Origin of the sequence: Nocardioides panacis, from assembly GCF_019039255.1 — a bacterium.
Taxonomy (GTDB): Bacteria; Actinomycetota; Actinomycetes; order Propionibacteriales; family Nocardioidaceae; genus Nocardioides_B; species Nocardioides_B panacis.
Genome location: NZ_CP077062.1, coordinates 522,723 through 541,005 on the forward strand (window position 1 = coordinate 522,723; position 18,283 = coordinate 541,005).

Here is an 18,283-nt window from a genome sequence, read left to right on the forward strand (position 1 = left end):
CAGATGGGGCTGCGCGAGTACATCGACTCCCTGGGCAGCCAGGGCTACACCGTGCGTGACGACCACGGTGAGGACCCGGTCCTGATCCGTCCCGACGGGAGTGCCGTCGAGACGTGGCGGGAGGGCTACCCGTACGACGAGCTGATGAGCCGCAACGACTACGAGGTCGAGAAGTACCTCCTGCAGATCGAGCTGCTGAAGTTCCAGTACTGGGCGCAGGACACCAACCAGCGCCAGGTGATCGTCTTCGAGGGGCGTGACGCCGCGGGGAAGGGCGGGACGATCAAGCGCTTCATGGAGCACCTGAACCCGCGCTCCGCGCGCGTCGTCGCGCTGACCAAGCCCACCTCCACGGAGCTGGGCCAGTGGTACTTCCAGCGCTACGTCTCCCATCTCCCGACGTACGGCGACATCGTGCTGTTCGACCGCTCCTGGTACAACCGCGCCGGTGTCGAGCGCGTGATGGGGTTCTGCGACGAGGACGAGTACCGCACGTTCATGGGGCAGGCCCCGCTGTTCGAGGAGATGCTCCTCGAGTCGGGCGTCAACGTGACCAAGCTGTGGTTCTCGGTCACCCAGCAGGAGCAGCGGACCCGGTTCGCCGTGCGTCAGCTCGACCCGGTGCGTCGGTGGAAGCTCTCCCCGATGGACCTCGAGAGCCTCGACAAGTGGGAGGCCTACACGGCGGCCAAGGAGGAGATGTTCCTGCGCACCGACACCGACCACGCGCCGTGGTACACGGTCAAGAGCAACGACAAGAAGCGGGCCCGGGTCAACGCGCTCCGGCTGTTCCTGAGCCTCGTGGACTACGACGGCAAGGACGAGCAGATCGTGCTCCACCCCGACCCGCAGCTCGTCCAGCGCGGCCGCGAGGCCGTCGGCGACTGACCCCGCCCACCTACTGCCGGTCCTGCTGCCACCGCCGGAACGCCTCGACGGCCGTCGGCAGCGTCGGGAACAGGTGGTCCTCGCCGATCCGCTCCAGCAGCCCGGCCCGCGCCAGGTCGGTGCGCAGGTCCTGCTTCATCCGTGCGAGCGCGAAGACGATGCCCTTGTCGGACAGGTCCTTGCGCAGGCTCTCCAGCGCGTCCACCGCGGTGATGTCGACGTCGATGATCGCCTCGGCGTTGAGCACGAACCACCGCACCGGCTCGGCCGCGCCCTCGACCGCGGCCAGGGCGCGGCGGCGGAAGTCCTCGGTGTTGGCGAAGAACAGCGGGGAGTCGTAGCGGTAGACCATCAGCCCGGGGACCACCTCGGCGCCGGGGTAGTCGTCGACGTCGTGCATCCCGGCGAGGTCCGGGACGAACCCCTCGATGGCGTCGTGCGGGCGTACGACGCGGCCGAGCAGCGCGAGCACCGACAGGCCGATCGCGACCAGCACCCCCAGCAGCACCCCGACGACCAGGACGGCGACCGTGGTGGCGAGGGCGATCAGCAGCTCGGTGACCCGGAACCCGGCCAGCCTGCGGAACTCCCCGACGTCGACGAGCCGCACCGCGGCGTACACCACCACGGCGCCGAGGGCGGCCGTCGGGAAGGACGCCAGCAGCGGACGGAGCGTCAGCACGGCCAGCACGGTGGTGGCCACGGTGACCAGGCCGGTCAGCTGGGTCCGACCTCCCATCGCGTGCCCGATCGCCGTGCGGCTGCCGCTGCTGCTGACCGGGAAGCCGTGCATCAGGCCGGAGGCGAGGTTGGCGGCGCCGAGGGCCAGCAGCTCCCGCTTGGCGTCGACCCGCTCGGCGCGGCGGTCCGCGAAGGCCCGACCGGTCAGGATGTTGTCGGTGTAGGCGACGAACGCGACGCCCAGCGCCGACGGCAGCAGCGACAGCACCCCGCCGAGCGACACGTGCGGCAGGGCGGGGACCGGGAGCCCGACGGGGATGTCGCCGATGACCGCGATCCCCTGCGCACGCAGGTCCAGCAGGGCCACGGCCGCCGCGGCGCCGACCATGCCGATCAGCGCCATCGGGGCGCGCGGCAGCAGCGCGCTGCCGACCAGCAGCGCGACCAGGGTGACCAGCCCGAGCATCAGCGTCGGGCCGTGCGCCGACCCCAGGTGGTGCGCCACGTAGTCGAGCTCCGGCCAGAAGCCCTCCGCCGCCACGTCGATCCCGGTCAGCTTGCCGAGCTGGGAGACGATCATCAGGGCCGCGACCCCGGACATGTAGCCGACCAGCACCGGCCGGGACAGCAGCTCGGCCAGGAAGGCCAGCCGGGCGAACCAGCCCAGCACGCACAGCGCCGCCACCACCAGGCACAGCGCCGAGGCGAGGTCGGCGTAGGTGTGCGACCCGGTCGTGGCCAGGGCGCCGACCGCCGCGGCGGTCATCAGCGCGGTGGTCGACTCGGGGCCGACCGAGAGCTGGCTCGAGGACCCCAGCGCGGCGTACGCGAGGAGTGCCCCGACCGAGGCCCACAGCCCCACCACCGCGGGCAGGCCGGCCACCTCGGCGTAGGCCATCACCTGCGGGATGAGGTACGCCGTGATGGTCACCCCCGCGAGGAGGTCGCCGCGCAGCCAGCCGCGTCGGTAGCCCACGGTCCACGCCGGAGTGGGAAACCGCCGGGCCATGAGGTCAACCTAGCGACACCGCGACCGGTTGCGGACCCGGAACGTCGGGGAGACTGCGGGCATGGACGCGGTCGAGGTGGTGTGGGCGCGCACCGACGACCGGGGCGCGGCCGACCACCTGCTGCGCACCCTCGCCGAGCGGCACGGCGAGGTGGTGACGGTCGGCCGGGTCTGCCCGGGATGCGCCTCGCCCGACCACGGCCGGCCCTACCTGCGCGGCTGGCGCGGTGCCCGGCCGCCGGGCGTGAGCCTCTCCCGCACCCCCGGTACGACGGTCGTGGCGCTGTGGCCGGACGGGCAGGTCGGCGTCGACGTGGAGCGGGTCGACCGGTTCGCCGACCCCGGCCTCGCCGAGGTGCTGCTGCACCCGGGTGAACGGGCCGACCCGGTCGCCGGTCCGGCCGCCACGTGGGTGCGCAAGGAGGCGCTGCTCAAGGCGAGCGGCACGGGCCTCGCGGTCGACCCGCGCGCGGTGCGCCTGGACGTCGTCGACGGGACCCCGTGCGTCGCGGCGTGGCCGGCCGGGGTGCCGCAGCCCGGCTGGGTCGTCGACCTGGAGCTCGCGGACGGGCTCGTCGCGGCCCTGGCGGGGCAGGGCACGGCGCCCCCCGACGTCAGCGTGCGGCGGGCAGGTCCGGGAGCGCCTCGCGGTGGAGCCACGCGTCCAGCAGGGCGGTGAGGTCGCACCCGGTGGAGAGCTCGGCGAACTCCACGAACGCGCCGGTGTTCACCGTCCCGTGCGCGTGCTTCGCGGTCCAGCCGCGCAGCAGGTCGAAGAACGCGGCGTCCCCGACCGTGAGCCGCAGCGCGTGCAGGGTCAGCGCGCCGCGCTTGTAGACCCGGTCGTCGAACATCAGCGCCGGCCCGGGGTCGGCGAGCACGAGGTCCTGGTCGAGGTCCCGGAGCCGCGCGTGGTGCTCCCGCGCGCGCCGGTGGGCGGTCGGGCCGCCGGACTCCTCGGACCAGATCCACTCGGCGTAGCAGGCGAACCCCTCGTGCAGCCAGATGTCCTGCCAGCGCCCGAGCGTCAGGCTGTTGCCGAACCACTGGTGCGACAGCTCGTGCGCGACCAGCCGGACCGAGTCCCAGTCGGAGGTCAGCAGGTTCGCCCCGAACGCGGAGAGCCCTTGTGCCTCCAGGGGGATCTCCAGGTCGTCGTCGGTGACCACGACGGTGTAGGCCTCGAACGGGTAGGGCCCGAACAGCCGCGTGAACGTGTCGACCATCTCCCGCTGGCGGCCGAACGCCGCGTCGTACCGTCCGAGCAGGCGCCGCGGCAGGACCGCGTGGATCGGCACGTCGCCGTCCTCGGTGCGCACCACGTAGCGGCCGACGTGCACGGTCGCGAGGTACGTCGCCATCGGCTCGTCCTGCTCGTAGACCCAGGTGGTCGAGCTCGCGTGCCGGCGGCTGCTGGTCAGCCGCCCGTTGGCGACCACGTGGTAGCCCGAGGCCACCGTCAGGCTGATCCGGTAGGTCGCCTTGTCCGACGGCCGGTCGTTGCAGGGGAACCAGCTCGGGGCGCCGTGCGGCTGACCCGCGACGATGACGCCGTCGGTGAGCTCCTCCCACCCGGCGGTGCCGAGGCTGCGGGTCTTCAGCGGGGTGGGGTGGCCGGCGTAGCGGACGGTGACGGTGAACTCCTCGCCGACCGGCACCGGTGCCGCGGGGCGCAGCAGCAGGGACCCGCGGCGGTCGCGGTAGCGCACCGCGCGGCCGTCGAGGGTGACCTTGGAGACGTCGAGCAGGTGCAGGTCGAGGGTGATCTCGCCGGTCTCCTCGCGGGCCACGCACTCGAGCCGCGCGGTGCCCTCGAGGCGGTTGGTCTCCACGTCGTAGGCGAGGTTCAGGTCGTAGTGGGTGACGTCGTAGTCGAGGGCGCCGTGCCCGGGGACGTAGGGGTCCGCTCCGGACGTCATGGGGTGGGCACGGCGTCGTCGGCCCACGGGCCGATCGGGTTCCCGACCCAGCGGGTCTTGTCCGGCACCAGCTCACCCCTCATCACCAAGGAAACGGGGCCAACGGTAGCGTCCCGGCCGATCGTCGCGGCAGGCAGGATCACGCTGTTGGGGCCCAGGGTGGACCCCCGTCGCAGGACCACCCTGTCCATGCTCATCACGCGGTCGTGGAACAGGTGTGTCTGCACCACGCAGCCGGCGTTCACCGTCGCGCCGTCCCGGAGCTCCACGAGGTCCGGCTCGGGCAGCCAGTAGGTCTCGCACCACACGCCCCGGCCGATCGTGGTGCCCAGGGACCGCAGCCACACGTTCAGGGCCGGCGTGCCGGTGGCGGGACGGGCGAACCACGGCGCGGCGACCAGCTCGACGAACGCGTCCGCGAGCTCGTTGCGCCACACGAACGAGCTCCACAGCGGTCGGTCCACGACCCGCAGCCGACCGACGAGCAGCCACTTGGCCGCCGTCGTGACGGCCGCCGCGACCAGACCGGCGAGCATCAGGACCGGGCCGGACAGCACGGCCGCCACCACGAGGCCCAGCCGGTCGGCCAGCAGCTCGAGCCCGGTCACCACCGCGAGCGCCAGCGCGGCCGCCACCATCACCGGCACCAGCCGGCAGAGCTCGACCGCCGCGCGGGCCAGCCGCAGCCGCAGGGCCGGGTCGTAGGTGCGGCTGCTGTCGGCGTCGTCGCTGTCCCGTCGCAGCCGGGTCGGCGGGCTGCCCAGCCAGGACGAGCCAGCCTTGGCGTGCTTGCGGCGGGGAGCGGCCGAGAGCACCGCCACCAGGGACTGCTTGGGCACCTTCCGGCCGGCCGCGGCCATCCCGGAGTTGCCGACGAAGGCCCGCTTGCCGATCTTCACCCGCTCGACCCGGAGCCACCCGCCGCCGAGCTCGTAGCTGCCGATCAGGGTGTCGTCGGCCAGGAACGCCTGGTCGTTGACGCTGGTCAGGCTCGGGATCATCAGCACCGTCGACGCCTCGACGTTGCTGCCGATCGTGGCCCCGAGCCGGCGCAGCCACCAGGGCGTGATCGTGCTCGCGTAGACCGGGTAGAGCCAGGTGCGGGCCTCGTCGAGGACCCGCAGCGTGGCCCACGCCTGGAGGGCGCGCCGGCTGTGCACGGGGTAGTGGCCCGACTCCAGCCCCAGCGCGCACAGGCGTACGACGGCCACGACGAGCACCGCCAGCGTCACGAGTGCGGCGACCACGGCCGCGGGCAGCAGCTCCAGCGCCGTGAGCGCCGCGTCCCCGATGCCGGTCGACGCGCGCAGCGCCGGGGTGACGACGAGCAGCCCGACCGCCACGGCGACCAGCGGGAGCAGCGCGAGCCCGACGGCGGCCGCGCCGTACGCCAGGGTCCAGCGGGTGCTGCGGCCCGGCCGCTCGGTGGACCAGTGGCCCCGGGCACCCGAGACCCGCTCGGCCGGCGACCCGGACCAGGACTCGCCACGGGGGACGCGTCCGTGCACCGCGGACCCCGGCGAGACCTCGGCCCCCCGTCCGACCCGGGCGCCCGGGCCGAGGGTGCTGCGGGTGCCGATCCGGGCTCCCGCGCCGACCTCGACGGCGCCGATGTGCAGCACGTCCCCGTCGAGCCAGTGCCCGGTCAGGTCGACCTCGGGCTCGACCGAGCAGCCGTCGCCCAGGCGGAGGAAGCCGGTCACCGGCGGCACCGAGTGCAGGTCGACGCCGTCGCCGACCCGGGCGCCCAGCGCCCGTGCGTAGTGCTGCATCCACGGCGCACCCGACTGGTTCACCGCCCCGGTCTCGTCGGCCAGCCGCTCGGCCAGCCAGAGCCGCAGGTGCACCTTGCCGCCGCGGGGGTAGGTGCCGGGGACGACCCGGGCGAGGAGCACCCGGGCGCCGACCGCGCTGATCGTCATCCGGCCCACCGGGGAGACCAGCACCAGCCAGCCGGCCAGCACCCACCACCACGACACGGTCGGCAGGAAGCCCAGTCCCAGCAGGCCGGAGGCCAGGTTGCTGCCGGCCGCCACCCAGGTCAGCCAGCGCAGGCCGGAGACGGTGCGCAGCGCGACGGTGAAGCCGAGCTGCCCCACCTGGGTCTTGGTCGGCGTCGGCCGGACCCGGCGGGTGGTGCGCGCCGCGGGCGCCTGCATCGCGTCCAGGGCGCGGGCCAGGGAGGCGACGGTGGGGTTCTCGTAGAGGTCGGCGACGGTCGTCTCCGGGAAGCGGGTGCGCAGCCGCGAGACGATCTGGGCGGCGGTCAGGCTGCCCCCGCCGAGCGCGAAGAAGTCGTCGGCGCCGGAGCTGACGTCCGCGCCGATGACCTCCAGCCACAGGTCCGCGACCCACTGCTCGGTCGGCGTGAGCGGCGTGCGCTCCCGGGGGGCGCCGGCGGTGTCGGGGAGCGGCCAGGGCAGCGCGTCGCGGTCGACCTTGCCAGAGGTCTTGGTGGGGAGCGACGCCACGACGGCCAGCCGGGGCACCAGAGCCGCCGGGAGCGAGGCGCGGAGCGCCGCGACGGCCGCGGTCTGGTCGAACGTCTCGTCGGTCTGCAGGTAGCCGACCAGCAGCGAGTTGCCCGCCTGGGTCCGGCGGACCGCGGCGGCGGCGCCCTGCACCCCGGGCAGCCGCCGCAGCGCGCTGTCGATCTCGCCGAGCTCGATGCGCCGCCCGCCGAGCTTGACCTGGTCGTCGGCCCGGCCCTGGAACAGCAGGCCCTCCCCGTCGAAGCGGACCAGGTCGCCGCTGCGGTAGGCGCGCTCCCAGCCGAGCGTCGGCATCGGGGCGTACTTCTCGGCGTCCTTGGCCGGGTCGAGGTAGCGCGCCAGCCCGACGCCGCCGATGATCAGCTCGCCGACCTGCCCGGGCTCGACCGGCGCCCCGGCCGCGTCGACGACCGCGAGGTCCCAGCCGTCCAGCGGCAGCCCGATGCGCACCGGCCCCTCCCGGTCCAGGCGGGCCCCGCAGGCCACCACCGTCGCCTCGGTCGGGCCGTAGGTGTTCCAGACCTCGCGCCCGGGGTGGACCAGCCGGGCGCCGATCTCCGGCGGGCAGGCCTCGCCGCCCAGGATCAGCAGGCGTACGGCGGCCAGCGACTCGGTCGGCCACAGCGTGACGAGCGTCGGCACCGTGGAGACCACCGTGACGTCGTTGGCCTGGAGCCACGGACCGACGTCGACGCCGCTGCGCACCAGCGAGCGCGGGGCCGGCACCAGGCAGCCGCCGTGCGCCCAGGCCAGCCACATCTCCTCGCACGAGGCGTCGAAGGCGACCGACAGCCCGGCCATCACCCGGTCGCGGCTGCCCAGCGGGCGATCGGTCAGGAACAGCCGCGACTCCGCGTCGACGAAGGCGGCCGCGGACCGGTGCGACACGGCCACCCCTTTGGGGGTGCCGGTCGACCCGGACGTGAAGATCACCCAGGCGTCGTCGTCCGGAGTCGGGCCCTCGTCGGTGCGGGGCTCCGAAGGCGGTCGCCGCAGCGCGACGGCCAGGTCGTTGCCGACCACCGCGGCCACCGCGGCCTCCCCGAAGACCAGCCGGGCCCGGTCGTCGGGGTCCTCGGCGTCCACCGGCACGTAGGCCGCGCCGGCCACCAGGACACCCATGATCGCGACGTACAGGTCGGTGGTGCCGGACTTGACCCGCACGCCCACCCGGTCGCCCGGGCCGATGCCGGCGGCGTTGAGCTCGGCCGCCAGCCCGGCCGCCGCGTCGGCGAACTCCCGGTAGGTGAGCTGCTCGGCCCCGTTGTCCAGCGCCCGGGCGTCGGGCACGCTCTCGACGACCTCGTCGAAGATGTCGGTCAGGGTGCGCGGAGGGGGCGCGGCCGTGGAGCGCAGCAGCACCGCGTCCGCCCGGGCAGGACCGGCGTCAGGTGGCGTCCGCACGGTGTCACTGTGGCCTGCGGAGGTGAACAGCCGGTGGACACCGCCGTCGGGTGGATCAGACGGGGGCGTGTGACCTCGGATCCGTCGACAGGGTGAGCCGGGCCACGGCCGCCCTCTCGACCAGCACCGGGACGAAGTCCCGGATCGGGTCACCGTCGAACTCGTGGTGCAGGGCCTGGACGACGGCGTCGACGACGTCGGGCCGGGTCTCGGGGAACTTCGCCTGCAGGCGCCGGGTCACCTCGGACATCGCCTGCCCCTCTTCACGAATCTCCATGGGTCGAGTCAAACGCGCTGCCGGGTCCGGCGGCAATGGCCCGCTCGTCGTACGCACGAGTAGCCCCAAGTGTTCATCTTCGGCGGCCGGACGGGCCGTTCATCCCGGGCGGCTACCCTGCCCGACCTCACCGGGACACTCTGGTCCTGTGCCGTCACAGTGAGCCCACGAGGAACCCCCATGCCGAAGTCCGACAGCGGCCGGAGCCGCGTCAGCGCGGCCGAGGTCCTGGCGCCCGTCCTGGCCGCGCAGGTCACCGACCTGCGCGCCTGGGAGGTCGGGGTGCGGCTCGCCCAGCCGGAGGCGACCCACGGCTTCCGGGTAGCCGCCCGGCGGCTGCGCAGCATGCTGGCGGCGTTCGGCCCGCTGATGGACCAGGAGGCGGCCGACGAGCTCGCCGAGCAGCTGAAGCGCGCGGCGGGCGCCATCGGCGGGGCCCGGGACTCCGAGATCGTCCAGGCCCGGGTCGAGGCCCTGCTCGGCGAGGAGGCCGACGACCTCGACGTCGCCGGGACGCGGGAGCGGCTCAGCCGGCGGCTCGAGGAGTCCTACGAGGCCAGCCGGCAGGCGTCGATCGAACACCTCGACAGCCCGGAGTACGACGCGTTCGTCCGTCACCTCGAGGCCTTCGTCGACCTGCCCGCGTGGACGGACGCGGCGCGGGGACGCGCCGAGAAGGTGCTGCGGCCGCTGCTGCGGGCGGAGTGGTCCCGGTTCCGCAAGCGCACCCAGCGGGCGCTCACCGGCACGCCGGGACCGGAGCAGGACGTCCGGATGCACGACGCCCGCAAGAGCGCGAAGCGGGCCCGCTACGTCGCCGAGTCGCTGGTGCCGCTGTTCGGGCGCAGGGCCAGACGGTTGGGGAAGGCCGCGGAGCGCGTGCAGGTGGTGCTCGGCGACCACCAGGACTGCGTGCTCACCCAGCGGGTGCTCCGCGAGGTGGGCGAGCAGGCGTTCCGGGACGGCGAGAACCCGTTCCTGCTCGGCCGGCTGCAGGCCCGCGAGGCGGCGGCCGCCGCGGACCTGCGCGCCGACTTCACCCGGGTGGCGGCCGCCGCGGACCGGCCGTCGCTGCGCCGCTGGCTCGACTAGCGCTCGCGGCGGGGGTGGTGGGACGCGGCGTCGACGTCGCGGTCGTGCAGGCCGCCGCCGCGGACCGCGAGGTAGAGCAGCACGCCGACCAGCGGGAGCACGAAGACCAGCAGCGTCCAGGCGGCCTTGGCCGTCCCCGACAGGTCGGCGCTGCGGAAGATGTCGCGGAACATGAAGAACAGGCAGCCGACCCAGGCCACCAGGAGGCAGAAGGCGACCATGGTAACCAGCACGTCCAGCACGGGATAGGCATCCACGACGACGACGGCTCCTTCGCTCCGCCCCATCGTCGAGCCGCACCGGGCGGCGCGCCTCATCCCGCACAGGTGAGCCGTCCGGATCTCATGCGGCCGGGATGACCTTCCGGTGCCGCCGGCCCGCCACCATGAGGGCATGTCGCAGACAGCCGCCCCCGGCACGGAGTGGCCGCTTCCCCGAGGGCTGATCGTCCTGCTGGGGGCGGCGGCCGCGTCGTTGACGATCGGCGGGATCCGGGAGGCCTCGGAGATCATCGGGCCGGTCTTCCTGGCCCTCGTGCTCACGGTGGCCGTCCACCCGCTGCGCGGCTACCTCGTGGGATCGCACCGCTGGCCGGCGTGGGCCGGCACGCTGGCCGCGATCCTGGCGGCGTACGTCGTCGTCAGCTCGGTCGTCGTGGCGGTGGCCTACACCCTCGCGCAGTTCGCCGGCCTGCTCCCGCACTACCAGGAGGACCTGACGAACCTGGTGACGTCGGCCACCGATGCGTGGTCCCGGGCGGGGCTGCCCCAGCAGCAGGCCGACGCGGTGAACCAGTCGTTCGACCCGGAGCGGCTCGTGTCGGCCGTCACCGCGGTCGTCTCCGGCCTGGTCGGCACCGCCTCGAGCCTGTTCTTCCTGTTCGTGCTGCTGCTGTTCATGGCCATCGACGCGACCCACTTCCCCGCCAAGCTCGCCGAGGAGCGCGGCCGGCGCCTGGCGGTGGTGTCGGGGCTGGAGGCGTTCGCGCACGGGACCCGGCTCTACCTCGTGGTGGCGACGGTCTTCGGGTTCGTGGTCGCGGTCCTGGACACCGTGTTCCTGTACTTCACCCCGATCCCCGACCCGCTGCTGTGGGGACTGCTGGCGTTCATCACCAACTACATCCCGAACATCGGCTTCGTGGTCGGCGTGATCCCGCCCGCGGTCCTGGGGCTGTTCGAGGGCGGCCCGGGCCTGATGCTGACGGTGATCGTCGTCTACTCGCTGCTCAACGCGGTCATCCAGTCGGTGATCCAGCCCCGGGTGGTGGGGGAGACCGTCGGGCTCTCGGGCACCGTCACCTTCGTGTCGCTGGTGTTCTGGGCCTGGGTGCTCGGTGCGGTCGGCGCCCTCTTCGCGGTCCCGCTGACGCTGCTCGTCAAGTGCCTGCTCATCGACGTGGACGGCCGGGCCTCGTGGGTGGGCCCGCTGCTGGACGGCGCACCGGCTGCGCCCCCCGGCGGCCGAGGACCCCGGCGGCCGCGAGGAGCGCGCCGAGGAGGAGGCCGGCCCCGGCCACGGCGGCGGCCCGGCCGCCGGGCTGCCGCGGCCGTCTCCGGCCCGCTGAGCTCAGCCACGCACCGGGACCCGGCACCGCTCTCCGGGCCGCGGGAGCAGCAGGTGGCACGCGGGCGCCCGCTCGGCCAGCGCAGCGGCGAACAGGCCCGCGGGCCTGTCCATCCAGCCCCGGGGGAGGTGGCGGCCGCCGGGCGTGTGCAGGGTCCCCCAGTGCACCGGGACCGCTGTCCGGGCGCCGACGACCGCGCAGGCCTCGGCCGCCTCCACCGGACCCATGTGGCCGGCCGACAGGCGGGGCGCCCAGCCGGAGACCGGGACCAGGGCCAGGTCGACCGGGCCGCCGGCCTGGTCGGGGATCGTGGCCATCGCGTCGACGAGCGACGTGTCGCCGGCGAACCACACGGTCCCCGACGTCGACCGGACCAGGTGCCCGGTCACGCCGTTGGGCCGGTGCGGCAGGGGACGCGCCCCGTGGACCGCGAGGGTCAGTCGCACGGCCAGGGGTGACCCGCGCACCGGTTCGATCCAGCGGTCCGGCGCGGGGGAGACCCCGGCCAGCCGGTGGCGGCGCAGCCAGCCGACGTTCTGCGGCGCGGTGACGACGGGGATGCCGTCCGGCAGCAGGGCCAGCGAGCGCAGGTCGGCGTGGTCGTGGTGGAGGTGGGAGAGCAGGACCACGTCGGCGTCCTGCCAGAGCCTGCGGGCCGGCGGCGCACCCCTCCGTCGCAGGGGACCGACGTGGCTGCGGAGCAGCGGGTCGGTGAGCACCCGCACGCCGTCGACGTCGAGCACGACGGTGGAGTGCCCCAGCCAGGTCACCTCGAGGGTCACGGCGGGTCCGACCTCAACGGGTGGTCACCCGATGATCTTGGCCTTCTGGGCGGCGAACTCCTCGTCCGTCAGGGTCCCGTCGGCGTGCAGCTCGCCGAGCTGCTTGAGCAGCGCCAGCTGGTCGGCGGCCGACGGCGCGGCGGCCTGGGCCGGGGCAGCGGGGGCGGGCGCCGGTGGCGGGGCGGCCTCGGCCGCGGCCTGGGCGTCCTGCTGGGCCCAGCGGTTGCCCTGCCGGCGGGACACCCGGTTGGAGACGGCGGTGGCGGTGCCGGCGATCGCGGCGGTGCGGGCTACCCCGCGGAGAAGTCCCATGATCTGCTCCTTCGGCTGGACGGGACGGTCGGGCTGGACGGGACGGGAGAGGGGGTGCGTTGGCGGGGCACGACGACGTCGGGCCGCGCCGGGGACTTCTCGAACACCAGGATCCCGGCCGAGCTGCCGACGTCGATGTGCGTGGCCGCCTCGGCGATCTCGGCCTCGCCGAGGTGTCCGGTGCGCGCGAGCAGCAGCGCCGACAGGTCGGGGTCGACGCTGACGCCGTCACCGCCGGCGGCCAGGGAGGTCACGTCGACGATGCTGATCGAGGAGTCCGGCCCCTTGCGGATGAACACGAGGTCGAGCACCCGCCCGACGCCGACCTCCATGATGTCGGCCAGCAGGGCGAGTCCCGGGCCCCGCATCATGTCGCCCGGGAACTCCATCACCAGGTAGTCGACCCGGGCGAGGTCCTCGTCGTCTGTCATGGCCCAACCCGCTCTCCCGCGCGGCCGGGGCACACCCCGCCCGGAGGGCGAGGAGGGGCCGCGCGTGCCGTCGACGGTAGGAGCGAAGCCGGTCCGCGGCGTCATCCGGCGAGGACGAGAGACCGGCCCGGGATGTCGGCCTCACCCCCCCCGGGGTGAGGCGCCGTCCCGGCCCTCGGCGGCAGGATCGGCGTCGGTGAGGCGGCGCACCGCGGGCTGCCGCTCGAGGTCCGAGGAGCGGTGATGAAGACCGGCCGGTTCGCGAAGGGGTCCGCCCAGCAGCAGTCGTCGGTCGCGCTGGGCCGGGAGTCGCTCGACGCCCCGTGGACGGTGCGGGCGCTCGCGCTGCTCGCCCGGATCGCGGTCACCTCCCTCGCCGTGGTGGTGTGCGACTGGGTGCTCCCCGGCTTCCAGACCGACTCGCCCGAGGGTCCGATCACCTTTGCGGTGCTGCTCGGCGTCGTCTCCCTGGTGATGCAGCCCCTGATGGTGGGCGGGGCCGTCCTGCTGGGGTGGGCCGGCGTGCTCCTGCTGGCCTTCGTCGGTCAGGCCGCCGTGGTGCTCGTGACCGCGCAGCTGCTGCCGAGCGTCGAGGTCGACGGCTTCGTGACCGCGCTGCTCGTGGCGGTCGTCGTGGGCCTGGTGGGCTCGGTGGCCAGCTGGTTCAGCACGGCCGGTACGTCGCAGGCGCTCGTCGGGCGGCTGGTGGCGTCGGCCCGGCGAAGGCCCGCGGTCGTGGCGGATCCCGAGGTCGACGGCGTGGTCTTCGTGCAGCTGGACGGGGTGCCGTTCCCGGTGCTCCAGATGGCGATCACCGCCGGCACGGTCCCCACGCTCACGCGGTGGGTGCGCGCCGGCAGCCACACGCTCGGCGAGTGGACCCCGAAGCTGCCGGCCACCACCCCGGCCAGCCAGATGGGCATCCTGCACGGGGTGATCGACGGGATCCCGGCGTTCCGGTGGTACGACCGGGCCGAGGACCGGGTGATGGTGGCCAACAAGCCCCGGGACGCCGCGCTCATCGAGGAGTCGCTGACGACCGGTCACGGCCTGCTCGCCGACGGCGGCGCCAGCATCAGCAACCTCTTCACCGGCGACGCCCCGGTGTCGGCGCTGACGATGAGCCGTCGTGCCGGCGCGGACGACACGACCCGTCGCGCGGTCGCGCACTTCGTGCTGCACCCCACCGGTCTGACCCGGGCCGTGTCCCGGTCTGTCTCGGAGCTCGCGCGCGACCGGTTCCAGACCCGTCGGGCGATCCACCGCGACGTACGACCGCGGTGCGAACGCACCTGGACGACGGCGCTGCTGCGGTGCGTCACCAACGGCGTGCTACGCGACGTCAACACGGTCCTGGTGGCCCAGCACATGCTGGGCGGGACGCGCTCGATCTACGTCGACTACGTGGACTACGACGAGATCGCGCACCACGCGGGGATGCTGCGGCCGGAGAGCCTCGAGGCGCTGGAGGCCGTCGACGGGGTGCTGCACCAGCTCGAGATGGTCGCCCGGGTGGCACCTCGGCGCTACCACTTCGTCGTGCTGTCCGACCACGGCCAGTCGCAGGGCGCCACGTTCTCCGACCGGTACGACGAGGAGCTCGGCGCCCTGGTGGCACGGCTCGCCAGCGCCACGGTCTCCTCCTCCGAGAGCGACATCGAGGGCTGGGGCCGGACCCGGGCCCTCGTCGACGACCTCGGCGCCGGCTCGGGCATGAGCGCGCGCGCCATGCGCAACGTCTCCGAGGCGATGGACCGGGACAGCCGGCACCAGGACGCCGCCCCGGCGGGCACGCCGGCTGTCGTCCCGGCGCCGGGCCTCGCGGACCGAACCTTCCACGTCTTCGGCTCCGGCAACCTGGGCCTGGTCTACGTGCGGGGCGAGGAGCGGCAGCTGACCCGGCAGCAGCTCGACGAACGGTTCCCCGCGCTGGTCGCCGGGCTGGCCGCCCACCCCGGCATCGCGTTCGCCGTCGTCACCGACGAGCTCGAGGGTCCGGTGGCGCTCGGGTCCGGCGGGTCCCGCCGGCTGCGGGACGGCCTGGTCCGCGGGACCGATCCGCTGCTGCCGTTCGGCGAGCGGGCCAACGACTTCGTGCTGCGCGTCGCCACGCGGCCCGAGGCACCCGACATCTACGTCAACAGCCTGCTGGAGCCCGGCACCGAGGAGGTGGCCGCCTTCGAGGGCCTCGTCGGCTGCCACGGCGGTCTCGGCGGCTGGCAGGAGCGTGCGTGCCTGGTGGTGCCGGCGCACCTGCCCTGGCCGGACGCACCGCTCGTGGGCGCCGATGCCCTGCACGTCGCGCTGCGGGACGTCCTGGTCCACCTGGGGCACCGGCGGCAGCTCTCCGAGGCGGACCGGGGACCCGGCGAGCCGGCTCCCCAGGCCCCGGTCGGGACGTCCGGATAGGCGTTCATCCGTGTGGGATGAGGCTGTCGGCAGGCCTGGTTGGTGCGATGAGAGCACCTCGTCCTAGGAGACGCCCATGGCCAGGTGCAACGTCGTGCCCCAGCCGCATCCCGCCCGACCGGTGCGACGGGGGCGTCGCGCGTCGAGGTCCGTTCGCGCGGGTCACGGGAGGGCGTCGGCTCATGGTGGATGAGGGCCACCGACCTGACGGACCGCCCGATGCCGAGAGTGCCCCTCCGGAGGAGCGCGCTCGGTTCGAGCGGGTCTTCGAGGTGAGCATCAACGGCCTGGTGCCCGCGGCGCTGCTGGCGAACCTCGGCGACGTCGAGGTCGCCTCCCAGGAGATGCGGACGGTCCTCACCGGCCACTTCCGGGACCAGGCCGAGGTCTACGGCTTCCTCGAGCGGCTGCGCGCCTACGCCCTCGAGGTGGTCGAGGTACGTCGCATCGAGCACGACCCGCCCGACCAGAAGACGAAGGGTGCCTAGATGTCGCACGACCACCGCTCGAGGCCCGACCCGGCGTGGATGGAGCTCGCCGTCGCCGGCGAGCTCGGCCCGGTCCTGAGGACGGCCCTGCTCACGTTCGCGGCGCCCCGCGCCACCCAGCGCACCGTGCTGCGCCTCGCGACCTCCTCCGACGTCGACGTCCTCGCGGTGCTGGAGGCGCTGGCCACCGAGGGGCTGGACGTCACCAGCGTGCGACGCGTCCCGCACGGACGTCCCCCCGACGCCCGCGCGAGCGGCTAGGCGTTCGCCCCCCCTCGCCGCGTCGCCCCCGCGCAGCAGGTGCGCCGGGGGTCTCTCCCTACCGGAAGGTGCCCCGATGGACGTCCTCCTCCTCTCGCTCCCGCGGTCGCTGACCTCCGGGTGGTGGGGGGTGCTGGTGTGGCTGCTCAGCTTCGGCCTCGGGGTCGCGGCCCTCGGCATCGTCCCCGGCAACCGCAAGCCGTCGTCGGCGATGGCGTGGCTGCTGCTGATCTTCGCGCTGCCGGTCGTCGGGATCGTGCTCTTCCTGCTCCTCGGCGGCACCGCCGTGGGCAAGAGGCGGGACCTCAAGCAGGCCGCCGCCAGCGCGATGATCCGGGAGCGGACCGCGGCGGCGCGGCTCGGTGAGGAGACCCGCCCGGAGTACGTGCGGTCGGTCGCCACCTTGAACCGCAACCTGGGCTCCGTGCCCGCCCTGCCGGGCAACGCGGCCGAGCTGTTCTCGGACTACCGGGAGTCCATCGAGGCGATGACCGCAGAGGTGGCCACCGCCCAGCGCTTCGTGCACGTGCAGTTCTACATCACCTCCTGGGACGAGGTCACCGGTCCGTTCTTCGACGCCCTGGTGCGCGCCACCGGGCGGGGCGTGCGGGTGCGGCTGATGATCGACCACCTGGGGTCCCGGGGCATCCCGGGCTACAAGGACCTGCTCCGCCGGCTCGACGAGACCTCGATCGACTGGCGGCTGATGCTCCCCGTCCAGCCGCTCAAGGGGCGCTTCCGCCGCCCGGACCTGCGCAACCACCGCAAGATCCTGGTCGTCGACGGGACGTCGGCGTTCATGGGCTCGCAGAACCTCGTGGAGCCGGGCTACAACAAGGAGAAGAACCACCGGGAGGGCCGCGAGTGGGTCGAGCTGACCTCCCGGGTGACCGGTCCCGTGGTCTCGGCGCTGAACGCGGTGTTCGCCACCGACTGGTACAGCGAGACCGACGAGATCCTCGTCGAGGAGCTGGTGCCCTGGGACCGGGTGCCCCCCGGCCGGACCGGTGACCGGACAGGTGATCCCGAGCGGGCCCGGCTTCTCCACGGAGAACAACCTGCGCGCGTTCACGACGCTGATCTACTCCGCGCAGCGGCGGGTCTCGCTGACCAGCCCCTACTTCGTCCCGGACGAGTCGCTGCTGTACGCCGTGACCACAGCCGCCCAGCGAGGCGTGTCGGTCGAGCTGTTCGTCAGCGAGGAGGGCGACCAGTTCATGGTCTACCACGCCCAGTGCTCCTACTACCGGACGCTGCTCGAGGCCGGCGTGCGGATCTACCTCTACCCGGCGCCGTACGTCCTGCACGCCAAGCACTTCACCATCGACGACGAGGTCGCGGTGCTCGGCTCGAGCAACATGGACATGCGGTCGTTCGCGCTCAACTACGAGGTGTCGCTGATGCTGCTCGGCGCGGACATCGTGGCCCGGATGCGCAAGGTGGAGGACGGCTACCGGGCCCGCTCCCGCGAGCTCACCCTCGAGGAGTGGGGACGGCGCCCGGCCGGCGCCCGGTACGTCGACAACGTCATGCGGCTCACGGCCGCACTCCAGTAGGAGGTGCGGCCGTGAGCCGTCGGACTGGTCGCCCGGGCGACGCGGAGGTCAGTCCTCGGCCTTGACGTCCGAGCCGTGCACCGTCAGGGCCAGGATCACCATCACGTCCAGCGCGATCATGATCAGCGACCACAGCGGGTAGGCGGCGAGGAAGCCCAGGTTGAAGACGGCGCTGACCAGGGCGACGATCACCCCGACGGTGCGCGCCCAGATCTGGCCGGCGAACACGAAGACGCCGGCCACCAGGACCACCACGCCGGTGATCAGGTGCACCCATCCCCACGTCGTGAAGTCGGCCGTGACCACCAGACCGCTCCTCGTGACGAGGAAGTACGTGTCGTCCACGAGCGCGACCACACCCTGGATGATGTGGAACGCGCCCAGCATGACCATGAGCGTCCCGGCGAAGGCGATCCACCCCACCCACATCGAGACGCCTCGGGCCGTCGACTTCGACTTCACCGCGGAGCCCACGTCGGTGCGCCCTACTGCGTGCTGCGTCATCGCATCCTCCTTGAGGTCTACAGGTCCTGCGAGCATCGCGCTCCGGTCCGAGCGGTGACTCATCCGCACCGGATGAAGGTGCGGTCGTGCCGGGCGGGGGGGCCAGGAGGACCGGTCAGGTTTCGCGGACCTTGCCCCGGATTCGATGACCTGATGTGGTCATGCGAACTCCCCGGGCTCGCAATAGCGTTGCCGCAGGTGCACTCGCGGC

The 18,283-nt window shown here is 73.7% G+C and carries 16 protein-coding genes and 2 pseudogenes; 9 read left to right on the forward strand and 9 right to left on the reverse strand.

Annotated elements, in window-relative coordinates; genetic code table 11:
- Window positions 1-3: 3 nt before the first annotated feature.
- Window positions 4-888, forward strand: coding sequence for a polyphosphate kinase 2 (gene ppk2 / locus KRR39_RS02680; protein ID WP_216940531.1), 885 nt, complete (start codon window positions 4-6; stop codon window positions 886-888).
- Window positions 889-898: 10 nt separating this feature from the next.
- On the opposite strand, the gene KRR39_RS02685 is transcribed toward ppk2, so the two are convergent.
- Window positions 899-2,578: a SulP family inorganic anion transporter gene (locus KRR39_RS02685; protein ID WP_216940533.1), complete on the reverse strand. Its 1,680-nt coding sequence runs from the start codon at window positions 2,576-2,578 to the stop codon at window positions 899-901.
- A 61-nt stretch (window positions 2,579-2,639) separates the two neighbouring features.
- Between KRR39_RS02685 and KRR39_RS02690 the strand changes: the two genes are divergently transcribed.
- Window positions 2,640-3,257 carry a 4'-phosphopantetheinyl transferase family protein gene (locus KRR39_RS02690; RefSeq protein ID WP_216940534.1) on the forward strand — a complete coding sequence of 206 codons (618 nt, stop codon included), beginning with the start codon at window positions 2,640-2,642 and terminating at the stop codon, window positions 3,255-3,257.
- On the opposite strand, the gene KRR39_RS02695 is transcribed toward KRR39_RS02690, so the two are convergent.
- From KRR39_RS02695 to KRR39_RS02705, 3 genes are read right to left on the reverse strand one after another with little or no spacing between them, the layout of a single operon-like run.
- Window positions 3,193-4,497 (reverse strand): M1 family metallopeptidase, encoded by a 1,305-nt coding sequence (locus KRR39_RS02695; protein ID WP_216940537.1) that lies wholly within the window; start codon window positions 4,495-4,497, stop codon window positions 3,193-3,195. The genes KRR39_RS02690 and KRR39_RS02695 overlap by 65 nt on opposite strands.
- The gene (locus KRR39_RS02700; protein ID WP_254185470.1) at window positions 4,494-8,393 is read right to left on the reverse strand and encodes a Pls/PosA family non-ribosomal peptide synthetase; all 3,900 of its coding nucleotides are present in this window, start codon (window positions 8,391-8,393) and stop codon (window positions 4,494-4,496) included. Before KRR39_RS02700 ends, KRR39_RS02695 begins: the two co-directional genes overlap by 4 nt.
- A gap of 55 nt (window positions 8,394-8,448) precedes the next feature.
- Window positions 8,449-8,670 carry a three-helix bundle dimerization domain-containing protein gene (locus tag KRR39_RS02705; protein WP_216940539.1) on the reverse strand — a complete coding sequence of 74 codons (222 nt, stop codon included), beginning with the start codon at window positions 8,668-8,670 and terminating at the stop codon, window positions 8,449-8,451.
- Between the two features lie 180 nt (window positions 8,671-8,850).
- On the opposite strand from KRR39_RS02705, the gene KRR39_RS02710 reads away from it, so the two are divergent.
- Entirely contained in the window at window positions 8,851-9,762 is a 912-nt protein-coding gene (locus KRR39_RS02710; protein ID WP_216940542.1) for a CHAD domain-containing protein, read from the forward strand.
- Here the strand turns inward: KRR39_RS02710 and KRR39_RS02715 are convergent.
- Complete coding sequence (locus KRR39_RS02715; RefSeq protein ID WP_216940544.1) at window positions 9,759-10,019, reverse strand: PLDc N-terminal domain-containing protein; 261 nt, start codon at window positions 10,017-10,019, stop codon at window positions 9,759-9,761. The genes KRR39_RS02710 and KRR39_RS02715 overlap by 4 nt on opposite strands.
- Before the next feature lie 136 nt (window positions 10,020-10,155).
- Here KRR39_RS02715 and KRR39_RS25850 point away from each other — a divergent pair.
- Window positions 10,156-11,139, forward strand: a pseudogene (locus tag KRR39_RS25850) (AI-2E family transporter); the annotation flags it as partial.
- A gap of 192 nt (window positions 11,140-11,331) precedes the next feature.
- On the opposite strand, the gene KRR39_RS25855 reads toward KRR39_RS25850, so the two are convergent.
- Genes KRR39_RS25855 through KRR39_RS02730 form a run of 3 tightly spaced genes read right to left on the reverse strand, consistent with a single transcriptional unit; the run spans window position 11,332 to window position 12,854 of the window.
- Window positions 11,332-12,111 (reverse strand): MBL fold metallo-hydrolase, encoded by a 780-nt coding sequence (locus tag KRR39_RS25855; RefSeq protein WP_367303703.1) that lies wholly within the window; start codon window positions 12,109-12,111, stop codon window positions 11,332-11,334.
- Window positions 12,112-12,135: 24 nt separating this feature from the next.
- Window positions 12,136-12,423: an SHOCT domain-containing protein gene (locus KRR39_RS02725; RefSeq protein ID WP_216940554.1), complete on the reverse strand. Its 288-nt coding sequence runs from the start codon at window positions 12,421-12,423 to the stop codon at window positions 12,136-12,138.
- The gene (locus tag KRR39_RS02730) at window positions 12,402-12,854 is read right to left on the reverse strand and encodes a DUF6325 family protein (RefSeq protein WP_216940556.1); all 453 of its coding nucleotides are present in this window, start codon (window positions 12,852-12,854) and stop codon (window positions 12,402-12,404) included. The genes KRR39_RS02725 and KRR39_RS02730 overlap by 22 nt, the downstream gene beginning before the upstream one ends.
- A 243-nt stretch (window positions 12,855-13,097) precedes the next feature.
- Between KRR39_RS02730 and KRR39_RS02735 the strand changes: the two genes are divergently transcribed.
- From KRR39_RS02735 to KRR39_RS24215, 5 genes and pseudogenes are all read left to right on the forward strand, one after another.
- On the forward strand, window positions 13,098-15,263 hold the full coding sequence (locus tag KRR39_RS02735) for a phage holin family protein (protein ID WP_216940559.1): 2,166 nt from the start codon (window positions 13,098-13,100) through the stop codon (window positions 15,261-15,263).
- 272 nt (window positions 15,264-15,535) lie between these two features.
- Window positions 15,536-15,751, forward strand: coding sequence for a DUF8691 family protein (locus KRR39_RS02740; RefSeq protein WP_216940562.1), 216 nt, complete (start codon window positions 15,536-15,538; stop codon window positions 15,749-15,751).
- Window positions 15,752-16,012, forward strand: coding sequence for a hypothetical protein (locus KRR39_RS02745; RefSeq protein ID WP_216940564.1), 261 nt, complete (start codon window positions 15,752-15,754; stop codon window positions 16,010-16,012).
- Window positions 16,013-16,223: 211 nt separating this feature from the next.
- Window positions 16,224-16,790: pseudogene (locus KRR39_RS24210) on the forward strand (cardiolipin synthase A); the annotation flags it as partial.
- Window positions 16,791-17,019: 229 nt separating this feature from the next.
- Entirely contained in the window at window positions 17,020-17,568 is a 549-nt protein-coding gene (locus KRR39_RS24215) for a phospholipase D-like domain-containing protein (RefSeq protein WP_254185471.1), read from the forward strand.
- 48 nt (window positions 17,569-17,616) lie between these two features.
- Here the strand turns inward: KRR39_RS24215 and KRR39_RS02755 are convergent, their stop codons facing one another.
- Window positions 17,617-18,072, reverse strand: a complete 456-nt coding sequence (locus tag KRR39_RS02755; protein WP_216940567.1) for a DUF7144 family membrane protein — start codon at window positions 18,070-18,072, stop codon at window positions 17,617-17,619.
- Window positions 18,073-18,283: the final 211 nt, after the last annotated feature.

Excerpts from the sequence above, each read along its gene's own strand:
- ppk2 (WP_216940531.1), top strand. The coding sequence starts at position 4 with ATGGGGCTGCGCGAGTACATCGACTCCCTGGGCAGCCAGGGCTACACC.
- KRR39_RS02685 (WP_216940533.1), bottom strand. The coding sequence starts at position 2,578 with ATGGCCCGGCGGTTTCCCACTCCGGCGTGGACCGTGGGCTACCGACGC.
- KRR39_RS02690 (WP_216940534.1), top strand. The coding sequence starts at position 2,640 with ATGGACGCGGTCGAGGTGGTGTGGGCGCGCACCGACGACCGGGGCGCG.
- KRR39_RS02695 (WP_216940537.1), bottom strand. The coding sequence starts at position 4,497 with ATGACGTCCGGAGCGGACCCCTACGTCCCCGGGCACGGCGCCCTCGAC.
- KRR39_RS02705 (WP_216940539.1), bottom strand. The coding sequence starts at position 8,670 with ATGGAGATTCGTGAAGAGGGGCAGGCGATGTCCGAGGTGACCCGGCGC.
- KRR39_RS02710 (WP_216940542.1), top strand. The coding sequence starts at position 8,851 with ATGCCGAAGTCCGACAGCGGCCGGAGCCGCGTCAGCGCGGCCGAGGTC.
- KRR39_RS02725 (WP_216940554.1), bottom strand. The coding sequence starts at position 12,423 with ATGGGACTTCTCCGCGGGGTAGCCCGCACCGCCGCGATCGCCGGCACC.
- KRR39_RS02730 (WP_216940556.1), bottom strand. The coding sequence starts at position 12,854 with ATGACAGACGACGAGGACCTCGCCCGGGTCGACTACCTGGTGATGGAG.
- KRR39_RS02735 (WP_216940559.1), top strand. The coding sequence starts at position 13,098 with ATGAAGACCGGCCGGTTCGCGAAGGGGTCCGCCCAGCAGCAGTCGTCG.
- KRR39_RS02745 (WP_216940564.1), top strand. The coding sequence starts at position 15,752 with ATGTCGCACGACCACCGCTCGAGGCCCGACCCGGCGTGGATGGAGCTC.
- KRR39_RS02755 (WP_216940567.1), bottom strand. The coding sequence starts at position 18,072 with ATGACGCAGCACGCAGTAGGGCGCACCGACGTGGGCTCCGCGGTGAAG.